Below are 13,936 nucleotides of genomic sequence, written 5' to 3'. Positions count from 1 at the left end.
GGCCTGGCCGTGCGGAGCACAGCAGAACCATGCGTGACAGCCGGAGAGCACGGCACCACACCTATTCGGAGAACTCGTCGTGGCCAAGCCCCGCACTGCGCCGCCCAGCGCACCCAAGACCGTCCAGGACGACCAGCCGGCCGACGTGCCAGTCGTCACGGAAGACAAGACTGCCGACGCACCGCCGGCGACGGACGGCTTGGTGCCGGAGCAAGGCCACAGTGAGCTGGAGACCGCCACGTTGGCGGCCTCCGCAGGCGATGGTGCTGCCGTCGACCCGCTGCAGGCTGACCATCCGGCAGCGGACCAGGACGCCGCCATCGACGCGGGTGCTCCGTCGCCGGAAGCCGACATCACCATTGGGGTTGCCGCCGGTGGAGGCGATTCGCCCAATGCACTGGTTTCTGATGGTCTCTGGCTGCCTATGTGCTTTGAAGTACTCAGCCCGTTCAAGCACAACGACGTCGTCGTCAAGCCGCCGGCGTGGATCGAGATGACGTGGGAAGAGGCGCAGGCCTACCAGGATGCCGGTGTCCTCGGTGACGACCCGGTCGCCCCGGAAGAGCTGGAGTAACCGGCCGTCATGTCCTACTGCACGCTCGCACTGCTGTCGGCGGCCAAGCTCGCCCAGGAGCTGGCGCAGGTGGCCACGCCGGAGCGCTATCCGGTTGTGGACGATGCGCTGATGGATGCCACGCTGCTCGGCAGCGATCGCAGCGCATTCGACCCGGCCGACGTGGCGATCGCCGATGAGGCGGCCGCGCACGTGCAGAGCGCCCTGGACGATGCCGATGGCGTGATCAACGGCTACCTGGTCATGCGCAAGCCCAAGCCCTATCCGGTACCGCTGCCAGCGCCGGTACCGGGGATCGTGTCCACCTGGGCCCGATGGATTGCGCGCTACCTGCTGCACAAGGACCGGGTCAACACCGAGGAACGCACCGATCCGGTGGTGCGCGACTACAAGGAAGCGCTGCGCTTTCTGGAGCTGGTGCGCGATGGCAAGTTCAGCCTCGGCGCCGATGACCCGCTGCCTGCGCCCAGCGGCGGTGCACCGGAGGTCTGTGCACCACCGCGAGAGTTCAGCCATCGAACCCTGCAGGACTACGGCCTGTGAGCACCCAGCCCTTCGACACTGGCCTGGTGCGCGATCGCATCCGACAGGGCGTCAGCGAGAAGGAGCTGCGCCAGGTGCAGGGCAGCGCCGACTACGCCGCCGTTACAGCGCTGCGCGACTTCCCCGCGCCGTGCTGCTACGTGCTGCTGGCCCGGGAGATGCCGCTGGAGACCAAAACCGGCGTTTCGATCCCCGGCCAGCAGTCGCGCCTGGCGCAGTTGGTCGAAGTGAACTTCGCGGTGGTGACCGTCTGCCGCAACTACCGCGAGCAGCGTGGGGCGCAGGTGATCGATGAGCTGCGCCTGCTGCTGGGCAAGGTTCGTCAGCCGCTGCTGGGCTGGACACCGCCCATTCCTGGTGGCCGTGCCTGCCAGCTCATCGAGGGCAACCTCGAGGACTACGACGCTGCCACCGCCCTGTGGGTCGACGTATGGAAGACCCAAGCCGTTCTTCAACCCGAGATTCCGCGATGACTACCCAGACCACTCAGAAGCACACGATCAAGAAGGCGGGCCTGACGCTTGCGAGCAAGCCCATTGCGGAAGGCGAAACGGTGGAGCTTCCTGCCGACCTGGTGCCCTGGGCGGTTGAGCGCGGCTTCATCGACGCTCCCGACGCCGATTCTTCCCCCAATCCGTCGCGCAAGGCCAACGGCCAGGCGACTCCTGCCATCGCCCAGGAGGCGAAGTAAGCCATGTCCGATACCGAGTATTTCTCCCTGCAGGGTCGTGTGTACCTGGGCCTGCGCAATGCCGACGGCAGCCGCGCACCGGCGCGTTGGGCGTATGACGCCAGCGTCCTCGAGTTGACCATGTCCAGCACTCGTGAAACCAAGAAGGAAAGCTGGTCCGGTGTGCGCGGTGTCGGCGCTACCATGACCACCGAGCGCAACCTCGGCGTCAATCTGACCCTGGGCCAGCTCAACACCGATCACCTGGCGCTGGCCACGGACGGCACCCGCATGGAGCTGGCTGCCGGCTCAGCAGCCAACGAGGCCATTGGTACGGTCAAGCCGGGCGATGTGGTCGCGCTGGAGTATGCGGCGATCAGTGCACTGGTTCTGGAGGGTGGCACCCCAGCCGCGCCGTTGGTGCTGGACACCGACTACACCGTCAACCTGACCACCGGCATCGTCACCTTCCTCACCGACAAGACGGCAGTGGTGGCCAAGACCTACGAGCACGCTGCGCACAGCCTGGTGAAGGTCTTCGAAAGCACCAAGTCCGAGTACTACGTGCTCTTCGACGGCGTCAACAGTGTTGATGGCACCACCATGCGCTTCCGCGGCGAGGTGCACCGCGTCACCTTCCCGGCCTCTGAGACGCTGTCGCTGATCAACGACACCTTCGGTGAGATTGCGCTCACCGGCGAAGCGAAGATCGACCCGGTGCGCCAGGCCGATCCGCGCTTTGGCCTGTACGCCCGTGCATTGCTGGTGGATGCAGCCTGATGGCCAAGGTGATCGGCAACGTCGGTCAGCAGCCCTCCGGATCCGGATCAACGGGTCCGGAGGCCGTAGCCAGCGAACTGGACGTCCTGGCCGGCCAGCAGCACGGTCAACTCGGCGGAAAGACCATCACGGTGCGCGAGTACGGCTTCTTTGAGGCCGCCCGCATCCTGCAGACCGCCGCACCGCTGGTTGCGGACCTGCAGCCGCTGTTCGAGGGCGCCGATCCGCCTTCCATGCTGCAAGTCATGGATGCACTGATGTCCCACCCGGATCTGATCCGGCATCTCCTGGCGTGCTCGATCGCGGCGCCGCCGGCTGATGCCAAGGATCACGCAGCGGAGGTTCAGGAGCAGGAAGCGTGGCTGGAGACACTCAACGAAACCGACGGCGAGCAGATGCTGCTTTTGTGGTGGCAGGCCAATAGCAGTTTTTTTCTCCGCCGCCTGCTTCGAAACGCCGTCAGTCAAAGGGAACCCCGGTCGGTTACGGGCGCGTCTTCACCGACCTGATCAACGCGGGCTACGGCCGCTGCTTCGGCGATATCGGTCGCATGACCAAGCGCCAGATATCCCTCGCTTGGGAGCACGTCCAGGCTCAGCAGCGGCGGGCGCGACGGGAGCGCATTACCGACGCCAACGCTGCTTATGCCGGCGGTAATCCGATGACCACCTTGCTGAAGGATCTGAAATAACAATGGCTTCCTCGCGCAACCTCGAACTGGCGATGCGTATCGCCCTGGACATCGAGCAGGTGCGCCAGGCGCTCCCAGTGGTCCAGAAAGGCCTGACTTCGGTCAAGGGCGCCGGCCAGGATGCCGGCGCCAGCCTGGGCGACGTCACGAAAGAGGCGAAGAAGGCTGCTGATGCCTTGGATAGGGCTGCCCGCAGCAGTGCCGCCTCGGGCAGCCAAATGGAGGATGCTGGCCAGAAGGCGGCCGCCGGCGCAGCGGGCATGGCAACGGCAGGAGAATCAGCCAAGGCCATGTCGGCGGATGTGGCCACCGCCGCAGATCGTGTCCGAACGTCCGGCGCGGCAGTGCAGAAAACAGTGGCCGATGAGATCCGTCTGATCTCCGAGCTCGATGCACGTCTGGAGCGCGGCGCGGCGAGTATGTCCGATCTGGCCGACACCGAGGCGATGCTTGATCGGGTGATGGCGCGCGGCCTGATCACCACCGAGGATTACAACAGCGCGCTCAAGGCGCTGGATAAGCAGGAAGCGGGCCTGGCTCGGTCGGAGCAACAGCGTCAGCGCGCTGTTGAGGGCGCCCTGGGCCGCTATGACAGTGCATCAGTAAAGCTGCAGAAGCTGGAGCGGGACGAGCAGGAGCTCAAGGCGGCGGTGGATGCCGGCCGCATCAGCCGCGAACAGTACAACCGCGCCCTGGCGGGCATCAACGTCCAGCGCAACGCCGTCAAGGTTGCCGAAGCGACCAGCCGCAGCCTGGGCGCCGGGGCGATCTCGGCCGGCCAGTACCAGATGGCCATGCGCCAGCTGCCGGCGCAGATCACCGATATCACCACCAGCATCGTCAGCGGCATGCCGATCTGGATGGTGGCCATCCAGCAGGGCGGCCAGCTGAAGGATTCCTTCGGCGGTGTCGTGCCCGCCGCGCGCGCGCTCACCAGTGCGCTCAATCCCGCGGTGGTCGTCCTAGGCGGTGTGGCTGCCGGGCTGGGTGTTGTTGGCTTCGCCGCGCTGCAGGGATACAAGCAGCTGCGAGCCTTCGACGCTGCTGTGATCTCGACCGGCCATTCACTTGGCGTGTCCAGCGGTCAGCTCTATGCCCAGGCGAATGCCGTCGGTGCGGTCACCGGTGAGTACTCCGATGCCACAGCGGCCGCCCAACAGTTGGCGGCCAGCGGGAAGCTAACCGCCAACACCCTGTCTACAGCGATCAGCGTCGCAGTCAACCTGGCCAAACTGACAGGCGATTCGATCGAGGGCACCACCGCCAAGGTGGTTGAGGTGTCCAAGGCCCCTTCGGCCACACTGGCCAAGCTCAACGAGCAGTATCACTTCCTCACTGCGGCGGTGTACGAACAGGTTCGGGCGCTCGAGGACCAGGGCAAGGCGACCGACGCCGCCAAGGTAGCGCTGGAGGCCATCGCAAATGTCAGCGACCAGCGTGTCAAAGAAATGGAGTCGCGGGCCGGCTCTCTGGAGCGGGCATGGGATGCTGTTGCTCGTACGCTCAAGCGCGTGTGGCAAGGTCTGAAGGACATCGGTCGCACCGACTCCGAAGCGATGCTCCGCGCAGAAACTGCGGCGATGCGTGGTACGACCGAGCAATTACAGCAGGCGCTGAAGAACGGCAATGCCCCGGCGATAGGGTACTACTACGACCTGCAGATCAAGCAGATCGACCGGCTTCGCAAGGCTCGGGCAGCCTACGATCGTGACGTCAATGCCGCCGAGAGTGCCGGCCAGGCTCAACGGATCCAGGATGCTGGTGTCGAGGCGGCCAAGGCGATCGCGTCGGGTCTGGAAGAGGGCGCCAGCAAGGCGGAGAAGCTGAAGAAGGCGACCGAAGAGGTCGCCAAGCAGTTCCGCGAGTTGCGCAAGGCCAATCCAGGAAGTGATCTCCTCAAAGGCGTGACCTTTGGCGACGATGGCAGCGTCAGCGGCGGCGCCTACGACAAGCGGATTGCGCAGCTGCAGGAGAAGTTCAAAGAGCGCACTCGGAAAACGCCGAAAACGGAGGGCCAGAAGGATGAGGCTGCAGCTCAGCGGGAGCTGGAGCGACTCAAGCAGCAGATCGACCTGGTCGGCACCTTGGACGAGAGCCGTAAGAAGGCGACCGAGACTGCCCGCATCCAGGCCGCTATTGCGGAAGGCAACTTCCAGAATGCTTCGGCGAAGACCAAGCAGGAGTTGCTGGACGAAGCCAAGAAGCTGGATCTGGCCAACCTGCGGGTCGAGGCCGACCGCAAGATGCTGGATATCCGTGACCGCATTGTTGCTTTGCAAGGAAGGGGGCCTGATGCAGAGCTGGCCAAGACCACACGTGAACTGACCAAGCTGAAGGAAGAACTGGAGGCCGCCGGGCGGGCCGCCGACGCCGCGGATGTGGCCAAGCTCCTCAATCTGAGCAAGGCAAGCACCGAACTGAAGAATCTTCAGGACACCTACAACCAGGTGATGGCGGGCATTGCGCTCGGGCAGCAGAGAATCCAGGTAGAACTGGAGGCGGGGCTGATTACCCAAGCTGATGCACAGCAGCGTGTGGTTGATCTGTATCAGCGTCAGAGCGTGGCTTTGCGGGATCTCGTTCCACAAATGCGGGCAGCAGCAACTGCACTCGGAACGCCGGAGGCGATTGCCGCGGTCGATCAGATCGACCTGAAGCTGAAAGAAATGGTTCAGACCACGAACCTACTTCAGCAAACCGTTAGGACCACGCTTCAGACCGGCTTCAAGGAAGCTTTCATGTCGCTGGCCAATGGGAGCGCCTCGTTGACCGACGCGGTTCGCGGGTTCTTCCTGTCCGTCTCCAGCGGCTTGGCTGAGTTTGTGGCCGATCAATGGTCACAGGCCTTGGCCAATCGAATCACCTCAATGGTGTTCGACAAGGGCGTCGATGTCGGAACTGAAGCGGCCGCCGCAGCTGCGACGCAGGCATCAGCCGCAGCCTTGTCGACTGCGGCCGCGGGTGTCACCGCTGGCGCCGCGGCAGTTACCACGAGCGCGGCCGCTCTTAATACCTCTGGTTCCGGCCTGATCACCGGAGCATCCGCAGTGACGGCAGCGGCCATCCAGATGCAGGCTGCCGCACAGGCAATGGCCGCGGCCTCGGCCGTGAAAGCGGCTGCAAGCTACGCGGTCGGCGGTTACACCGGTCCCGGCAGCAAGTATCAGGAGGCCGGCACGGTCCACGCAGGTGAATTCGTCCATCGCCAGGAAGTGGTGCGCCAGCCCGGTGCCCTGGCGTTCCTCTATGACTTCAATCGGGTGGGTATGGCAGCGCTTGAACGATGGCGCGGTTATGCCGACGGAGGACATGTGGCATCGATGCCCATGCTGCAGCGCTCCCCTGTGTTCACCAGCCCAGCCTCGGCGCCACCGAGCACCGCGGCGCAGTTGGGCCTACGTGTGATCAATCAGGTGTCGCCGGATCTTCTCGACCAGTACCTGGACGATCCCGGTAGCGACACCACCGTCATCAACAAGATCAACCGCAACTCTGCGGCGATCCGCCAAGTATTGGGACTCTGAACATGGCCTGGGCAACCGACACCGCAGCCAACATCACCGACCTCATGGCCCGCCTGCGGGACTTCCTGACCACCAACGCGGCCCTGGTGGCAGCGAACCAGCAGTGGCAGGTGGTGGGCGGCGTGGCCAGCGGCCCGATCGCGGCCAACGATTTCGTGTCACTGAAGGGGCGCGGGCTCGCTGGTGAAGATGAGATCTATCTGTCGCTGCTGGCGTGGGTGGTGCCGGCCAGCAACTACTACAACATGACCCTTCGCGGCCACGTTGCGTACAACCCCGCACTGCCTAGCATCGACCCGCCTGGCACCAATTCGAACTACATCTCGATCTTGGGCGTGAACTCGCCCATCAAGTACTGGTTCATCGCCAACGGTCGTTGCTTCAAGGTGATCACCCGCATCAATGGTCGCTACGACGCCATGTATGGCGGTTTCATCTTGCCTGAGCACCTTCCGGGGGATTGGAGCTATCCGCTGTTCATCGGTGCGTCCTTCCTGGGGAGGAACGCTCAGGCGTCACTGGACACCTACCAGCATTCGAACTTCTGGAACGCGAACGCGGACAGCAGCGGCAACCTGTCGTTTAGTCAGGCGTATCTGTTTAGTCCCGTCCAGGCGTGGATGCCGATTCGCAACTTCAACAGCGGCAGCACTCTGACCACCGCGCGCATGACCTTGCCGTGGTCACGCGGTGTCCGTCAGCAGAACTTCCGGAACTGCCTTGACGGTCAGCGCTGGCTGCAACGCGGCCAGCTCGTCGGCATTGGCTGGGTGCCTGGCAACTACGACCGAGGCGGGCAGGTCGGCGACATGCCCGAGCGCGGGCAGTTCTTCGGCAGCTTCGATGGCGTCTTCTACACACCATCCTTTGGCGCCACGGCAGAGCAGATCGTGACTGCGAATGGCGTGGACTACTTGCTGGTGCCGAACGTGTATCGAACCGGCGACGGCGAATACGCCGCCTTCGCTCTGGAGTGAAAAATGGCATACGCCGAGTTCAACAACATTCCGAACGTCCAAACGCTGATCGACCTGATTGTGCAGTTCGCGCAGGCCAATGGCTGGGTGGTCGAGCGAAACACGCTTGCCGGTGCCAACCGCACAGCCACGGTCCGCATTCCTGGGATCTCGGACTACGTGCACCTTTTCAATACCGACCAGCTGAGCCTGCGGTCACGAATCTCCATTGGCTACGATGGGAACGCGACTCCCGCGTTGCAACCGTTGGTGTCTCCACGCGACATTTCTTCCTATGAGCTGACTGGCCCCTTCCCGCGCCTGAAGCTCTTCTCTAACGGCACTGCAATCCACGTCGCGGTGGCCCAAGCCGTTGCCGGTGAGTATCGCCATCATGCCTTTGGCGTGCTGGAGAAGGCTGGTGCGTACGCGGGTGGAACCTATGTCGATGGGACCTACTGGGCGCGCACTGGCGGTTGGAGTGGCGTTCTCATTCCGAATGGAAACAATGTCGTGCTGTTTGGTAACAACTTCAACGGCACCGGCTGCGGCCACGTTCGCGCGGACTCTATTGAGGACAATCGGATCAATTGCTACCACCAGCTGTGCAACTACTTCGGTGGATCCTTGGGTGTGGAAGGTCAAGCTGGCAGCGGTGTGGGGTCGATTTACCAGGCAACAACATCCGACAGCTACGACAGCATGTGGCTCGGCTATGTTCTGGCCGGTGCAGATGACAACACGTTCTCTGGCCGCAGCGTCTTTCAACCCATCCATCTGACCGTCCGGCGCCCTGGCACCACACCTTATCTTTCTCCGATCGGTCAGGTCATCGGCCTGCGCGCCTGCTACATGGATAGGCTTGAGCCAGAGCAGGAAGTGACGATCGCGGACGAGACTTGGGTGGTGTTCCCTTGGCTGCGAAAGCTGGCGATGAACGACAGAATCGACTCACCGCCGGCGAGCGGCAACTACGGTTGGGCCGTGAGAAAGTCCTGATGACGGTCTTTCTCTCGACTCAGAGCAGCATGGGGCCAAACTGGCGCAGCGCCAACCTGGGTATCCCGCGCACCAGGATCCCGTTGCAGTTCCGCTCTGCGTTGGCCGGCGTTGGCTTCTACGTGGGGCCTGGCCATGAGGCCACGGTGGTGGAGCCAGAGCAGCGATCGGCTGGCCCGAACCTTCGTGCATCTTTCGATGACTGGTACTACCGTCTCCACATCCTGCCCCTGCGCATCGACCTCGGCAACTTGGTCACCAACCAGGTGCGCTTTGTTCAAGTCTGGAACTCTTACCTCCAGCAGCAGACGCTAACTTCGGTGACCCTTGAGAGCGGCGAAGGCGTCGAGCTGGTGGGACCTGGCGCCCCACCGCTGGCGTTTTCAGCGCTGCAGCTGCGCCGTTGGCAGCTATCGGTCACGACAGAAGGCCCACCGGTGATCGCGGCGACGCTGTCTTACGACTTCGTAGCCTTGGGCCGCCGCACCGTCACGATTACCGGCAATCGCATGTCGGCATGGATGCTGCCACCGGATTGGGAACGTCCTGTCACCGAAACGCTGGCCTGGGCGACCGACGTCCAGCAGTCGGTCGGCGGTGGCGAAGCCAGGTTCCCGTTGCGTGGTTCGCCAAGACGCTCGTGGGAGTTCAGCGTGCTGGCCGATCGGCGCGAGCGCCAGGTGCTTGAACATGCCCTGTTCGACTGGTCGGCACGGACCTGGGCGCTGCCGGTCTGGAACGACGTATCGTGGCTCGGGTCGAACCTTGCGCTGGGCGTGCAAACCATTCCGGTGCAGGCCGCCACCCAGCGCGACTACCGCCCCGGCGGCCTTGCCATGCTCTGGAAGGACGTCACCACCTACGAGCTGGTCGAGGTATCGGGCATCAACGCGGACGGCCTGCAGCTGGCTCGCCCCACGGCCAATGCCTGGGCGTCTGGTACCCGTGTACTGCCTTGCCGAACGGCTCGTATCGCCGAGACCCCCAGCCTGGAACGCGTAACCGACCGGATCATGCGGTCGACCGTGCGCCTGGCTGCGGTGGAGACCTGCGACTGGCCAGCAGTGGCGCCGGCGGCGATCTATCGCGGTCGACCTGTGCTGGAGCAGCGTCCCGACCTCGACCAGGCGCAGACGGCCGAGTTCGGTCGACAGCTGGTGGTGGTCGACGGTGACATCGGTCCGGTGGCGGTCGATGACATCACCGGCAAGGCGTGGCCCCTGCAGTCGCACGCCTGGCAGACCTGGGGACGCACGGAGCAGGCCAACCTGCGCAGCTTGCTGTACTGGTTGCAAGGCAGAGCGGCCGCTCTGTGGGTACCATCCTGGGCCGACGACCTGGAGCTGGTCGAGCCAGCCCTGACCACCTCCAGCGGCATTGTGGTCGCCTGGGCGGGTGTGGCCCGCTTCGGGCGTGCGCAGCCCGGCCGGCGGCATCTACGCATCGAGCTATTCAGCGGCCAAGTGCTTTACCGGCAGTTGGTTGAGGCCACGGAACTGGATCCACAGCGGGAGTTGCTGCAGTTGGACGTGTCCCACGGCATCGCCCTGCAGCCGAGTGCCGTTCGCCTGATCAGCTGGATGGTGCTGGGCCGCCTCAGTTCCGACACCGTGGAGCTGTCCCATGAGACCGATGGCGAAGGGGTGGCGCGATGCCGGGTGTCCTTCGCCGGCATCGGTGCCGAGGAAAGCGAACCATGAGCCTGTTCTCACGCCACGTCGAACTGTACGAGTTCGGCCGCGGATCGCAGCGCTGGCGCTACACGTCAAGCGATCGACCTGAGACCTACGACGCCCAGGCGTTCGACCCGGTGGCGATCAAGCGCGGCCGCATCGGCCAGTCGGCCCAGGAAGCCCGTTCAAATCTGGAGCTGACGGTGCCGTTGTCGCTGACATTGGCGTCGGTTCTGCGCCCGTATCCACCCACCGAGCGAATCATCGTACGCTGGCGCCGGGTCCGGAAGAGCGACAACGCGATCCGGGGAACATGGAACGGCGTGCTGAGCGACGTCACGGAACGCCAGAACGACCTGGTCCTGACCTGCCAAAGCAACGCCGGCGCTGCTGCAACCAACGGTCTGCGCCGGTGCTGGCAGGGGCAGTGCCCCTTCGCCTTGTTCGACTCGGACTGCGGTCTGAATTCGGAGTTGTTCCGCGTTGACGGTGTTCTGTCGGCCGCCACTTCTCAGACCGTGTCGTCCAGTGCCTTCGCAGCCAAGCCTGATGGCTGGTTCGTGGGTGGCTTCGTCAGGTGGGTGAAAGGCACCTCTACCGAGCATCGCTTCGTCGTTGGCCATGCCGGCCCAACGCTGACGCTGCTGACCGCAGCGCCGCTCGCTGCTGGGGAGCTGGTTTCGGCCTATCCGGGCTGCGGGCACTCGCTGTCGATCTGCCACGAGAAGTTCAACAACGCGCTGAGATACGGCGGACAGCACACCATTCCACCGAAGAACCCCTTCGGTCCTGATCCCATCTTCTAAAGGAGCTGCCCATGTGGGTTCAAATCGTCATCATGATCGTGGCGCTGGTCATCAGCTATGTGATGCGCCCGAAGCCGACGGTTCCGAAACCGGCCGCTCTTGAGGACTTCAACGTCCCGACCGCCGAGGATGGCCGCGAATGCAGCATGGTCTTCGGCACGGTGTGGATCGATGATCCGAACGTTCTCTATTACGGCGACCTGCGCACCACGCCGATCAAGGTCAAGGGCGGCAAGAAGTGATGGATCGTCCTGTTCTGGTCACCGTTGAACACGCGCGTGCCGCCAAGCTGGGTGAGCGCAGTGGAGTACTGTGCGCTGCCGGCATCCGCACTTGGATGGACCGGCATGGGCTGGACCTTCGCCAGTTCCTGGACGAAGGACTGCCAGTGGAGAAGTTCGAAGCCTTGGACGACGCGTTTGCGCAACGCCTGGCCGCTATTGCCCGCGAGGAGGCCAGCCGTGGGTAGTGGCAAGAAGCAAACCGTCGGCTACCGCTACTACATGGCCCTGTACATGGGCGAGTGCCTTGGCCCGGTGGATTCGTTGCGGGAGATCCGCGCCGGCGATCGCAGGATCTGGGACGGCAGTGCTCAGACCGCCTACATCACCTGGATGGGCGTGAAGGTGCCCATTACGATTCCAGCCACGGGGGTGATCACCGAATCGCGCTCAATCCGCATCATGGCGCCTGACGTGTTCGGTGGCGACAAGGGTGAGGGCGGCATCGACGGAACGCTTGAGGTTCGCATGGGCGAGCCCACACAGATGCCGAGCGCCTATTTGCAGTCGCTGGTGCCGGGCCCGTGGCCAGCCGCTCGCGGCCTGTTTACCACGGTGTTCAACGGCCAAGTCGCGGCAATGAACCCGTACATCAAGAACTGGACGAAGAAGATCTCGCGTTGGCGGCAGGGCTGGAAGAACGGTCTCTGGCGGGGCGACCTGGTCCAGGTCGACGAAGGCATGAACCCGGCGCACATCATCTACCAGGTGCGCACCGAGGGTATGGGTCATCCGGTCGACGTCATCAACGACGAGAGCTTCCGCCAGGCCGCGCAGACGCTGAAGGACGAAGGATTCGGACTGTGCTTGAAGTGGTCCCGGTCCGTTCCTGCAGGCGAATTCATGGACATGGTGTGCGATCACATCGGTGGCATGCGCATCGAGGATCCGGTGACCGGCCTGACCGAGTTGGTGCTGGTACGGCCGGACTATGACCCGGCCGCCCTTGCGGAGATCGGCCCGGCAAACATCATCGAGCTGATGGAGTGGCAGCAGCCGATGCTGGAAGGCAGCGTCAATGAGGTCACGGTCGTCTACCGAGATATCGCCACCAACAAGGATGCCGCCGTCACGTATCAGAACCTGGCCAGCGTCCAGGCCCAAGGCCGGGTGGTCAGCACCCGAAAGAACTATCCGGGCCTGTGGAACGCCGCGCTCGCGGGGCGAGTGGCGGCGCGCGAGGTGGCTGCGGTAAGCAGCTTGCCCTGTAGGGTCAAGGTTCGGGTGCGGCAGGACGCCGGCCCGTTCAAACGCGGGCAGGTTCGCGCTCTGTCGTGGCCACGTCGCGGCGTCGCCCGGATGCCGGTTCGCATCCTGGACATCGACGAAGGAACGCAAACTGAAACGGCCGTGGTACTGACCGTTGTCCAGGACGTCAGCGGCATGGCCGCAGCAAGCTACATCCAGCCCTCGGACAGTGCTTGGGTAGAACCCGACACCAAGCCCAAGCCCGTCACCCTGCAGCGTCTGCAGGAGGCCAGCTACCGCGACCTCGCGTCGACCCTGGGGCCGTCGGATCTGGCGGCCGTGCCGGCGGACGCCGGCTACCTGACCTCAATCGGCGTGCGGCCGTCCTCCGTGGCCTTCGGATACACGCTACAGACGCGGCTGGGTGGCGCTGCATTCGCCGAGGCGGGCACGGCCGACTTTGCCCCGACCGGCCTACTGATTACGGCAATGACGGCCACCACCACGGCCATTGGGCTGTCTGCCGGCGTCAGCCTGGACACGGTCGAGGTCGGCAGCGAGGCACTGATCGATGATGAGCTGGTCCGAGTAGTGTCGATCGACCCGGTGGCGGCAACACTTACCGTGGCCCGTGGCTGTGTGGATACAGTGCCGGTGCCGCATGCCGTTGGTGCGCGGGTGTGGTTCACAGATGAGTACGTGGGTTTCGACGGTCGGGAGTACATGACCAACGAATCTCCGCAAGCCAAACTGCTCACCCGAACCAGCCAGGGCGAGCTGAACCCAGATCTGGCCACGGCGATCGCGCTGACGATGCGCCGTCGCCAGATCCGGCCGTACCCACCGGGACGGCTGCGCATCAATGGCGACACTTATCCTGCCGAAGCCTGGGGCACTGGCGGGACCGTGGTGGCCACCTGGTCACATCGCGATCGCATCCTGCAGGCCGACCAGCTGATCGACTCCGAGCAGTCCAGCATCGGCCCAGAGCCAGGCACCACGTACACCGCCCGCTGGTACCTGCAGGACGCCCTGGTTCGCACGCAGACGGGCATCACGGCCGCAACCGACAGTTACCTGCCGCCGGTCGGCAGCGGCGGCAAGACCCTGCGGGTTGAGATCGAGGCTGTCCGCGACGGCTTCACCAGCTGGCAGCGGCTGCAGCACACCTTCCTCTACCGCGCCCAGCTGGTGACCGAAGCGGGCGACCGCATCGTCACCGAAGCCGGCGACCCGATCATCTTGGAGTAA

15 protein-coding genes are annotated in these 13,936 nt (G+C 64.2%); all 15 read left to right on the top strand.

Annotated elements, in window-relative coordinates; translation table 11 throughout:
• The first annotated feature begins 79 nt into the window (after positions 1–79).
• The 15 genes from ROV93_RS18130 to ROV93_RS18060 are packed head-to-tail and all read left to right on the top strand — an operon-like array spanning position 80 to position 13,936.
• The gene (locus ROV93_RS18130) at positions 80–574 is read left to right on the top strand and encodes a hypothetical protein (RefSeq protein ID WP_180859022.1); all 495 of its coding nucleotides are present in this window, start codon (positions 80–82) and stop codon (positions 572–574) included.
• Positions 575–583: 9 nt separating this feature from the next.
• The gene (locus tag ROV93_RS18125) at positions 584–1,117 is read left to right on the top strand and encodes a DUF1320 domain-containing protein (RefSeq protein WP_180838804.1); all 534 of its coding nucleotides are present in this window, start codon (positions 584–586) and stop codon (positions 1,115–1,117) included.
• A complete protein-coding gene (locus ROV93_RS18120) occupies positions 1,114–1,590 on the top strand; it encodes a hypothetical protein (protein WP_064968315.1) in 477 nt (158 codons plus the stop codon). The genes ROV93_RS18125 and ROV93_RS18120 overlap by 4 nt, the downstream gene beginning before the upstream one ends.
• Positions 1,587–1,808, top strand: coding sequence for a hypothetical protein (locus ROV93_RS18115; RefSeq protein ID WP_049403053.1), 222 nt, complete (start codon positions 1,587–1,589; stop codon positions 1,806–1,808). The genes ROV93_RS18120 and ROV93_RS18115 overlap by 4 nt, the downstream gene beginning before the upstream one ends.
• Positions 1,809–1,811: 3 nt before the next feature.
• Positions 1,812–2,567, top strand: coding sequence for a hypothetical protein (locus ROV93_RS18110; RefSeq protein ID WP_180859020.1), 756 nt, complete (start codon positions 1,812–1,814; stop codon positions 2,565–2,567).
• The gene (locus ROV93_RS18105; RefSeq protein ID WP_180859019.1) at positions 2,567–3,076 is read left to right on the top strand and encodes a DUF6631 family protein; all 510 of its coding nucleotides are present in this window, start codon (positions 2,567–2,569) and stop codon (positions 3,074–3,076) included. The genes ROV93_RS18110 and ROV93_RS18105 overlap by 1 nt, the downstream gene beginning before the upstream one ends.
• A gap of 41 nt (positions 3,077–3,117) precedes the next feature.
• Positions 3,118–3,258 carry a hypothetical protein gene (locus ROV93_RS18100; RefSeq protein ID WP_157806635.1) on the top strand — a complete coding sequence of 47 codons (141 nt, stop codon included), beginning with the start codon at positions 3,118–3,120 and terminating at the stop codon, positions 3,256–3,258.
• 2 nt (positions 3,259–3,260) lie between these two features.
• Positions 3,261–6,782 (top strand): phage tail length tape measure family protein, encoded by a 3,522-nt coding sequence (locus ROV93_RS18095; protein WP_180859018.1) that lies wholly within the window; start codon positions 3,261–3,263, stop codon positions 6,780–6,782.
• 2 nt (positions 6,783–6,784) lie between these two features.
• A complete protein-coding gene (locus ROV93_RS18090) occupies positions 6,785–7,759 on the top strand; it encodes a hypothetical protein (RefSeq protein ID WP_312392436.1) in 975 nt (324 codons plus the stop codon).
• Between the two features lie 3 nt (positions 7,760–7,762).
• The gene (locus ROV93_RS18085) at positions 7,763–8,737 is read left to right on the top strand and encodes a hypothetical protein (protein ID WP_312540634.1); all 975 of its coding nucleotides are present in this window, start codon (positions 7,763–7,765) and stop codon (positions 8,735–8,737) included.
• Positions 8,737–10,437 (top strand): hypothetical protein, encoded by a 1,701-nt coding sequence (locus ROV93_RS18080; protein WP_312540632.1) that lies wholly within the window; start codon positions 8,737–8,739, stop codon positions 10,435–10,437. Before ROV93_RS18085 ends, ROV93_RS18080 begins: the two co-directional genes overlap by 1 nt.
• Positions 10,434–11,216: a phage BR0599 family protein gene (locus tag ROV93_RS18075; protein ID WP_312540630.1), complete on the top strand. Its 783-nt coding sequence runs from the start codon at positions 10,434–10,436 to the stop codon at positions 11,214–11,216. The genes ROV93_RS18080 and ROV93_RS18075 overlap by 4 nt, the downstream gene beginning before the upstream one ends.
• 11 nt (positions 11,217–11,227) lie before the next feature.
• On the top strand, positions 11,228–11,458 hold the full coding sequence (locus ROV93_RS18070) for a hypothetical protein (RefSeq protein WP_312540628.1): 231 nt from the start codon (positions 11,228–11,230) through the stop codon (positions 11,456–11,458).
• A complete protein-coding gene (locus tag ROV93_RS18065) occupies positions 11,458–11,685 on the top strand; it encodes a hypothetical protein (protein WP_312540625.1) in 228 nt (75 codons plus the stop codon). The genes ROV93_RS18070 and ROV93_RS18065 overlap by 1 nt, the downstream gene beginning before the upstream one ends.
• Positions 11,678–13,936, top strand: a complete 2,259-nt coding sequence (locus tag ROV93_RS18060; RefSeq protein ID WP_312540624.1) for a hypothetical protein — start codon at positions 11,678–11,680, stop codon at positions 13,934–13,936. The genes ROV93_RS18065 and ROV93_RS18060 overlap by 8 nt, the downstream gene beginning before the upstream one ends.

The sequence above is a fragment of the Stenotrophomonas maltophilia group sp. msm4 genome (assembly GCF_032025605.1).
Classification (GTDB): Bacteria; Pseudomonadota; Gammaproteobacteria; order Xanthomonadales; family Xanthomonadaceae; genus Stenotrophomonas; species Stenotrophomonas sepilia.
This window is presented reverse-complemented; position numbering and strand designations above follow the sequence as displayed.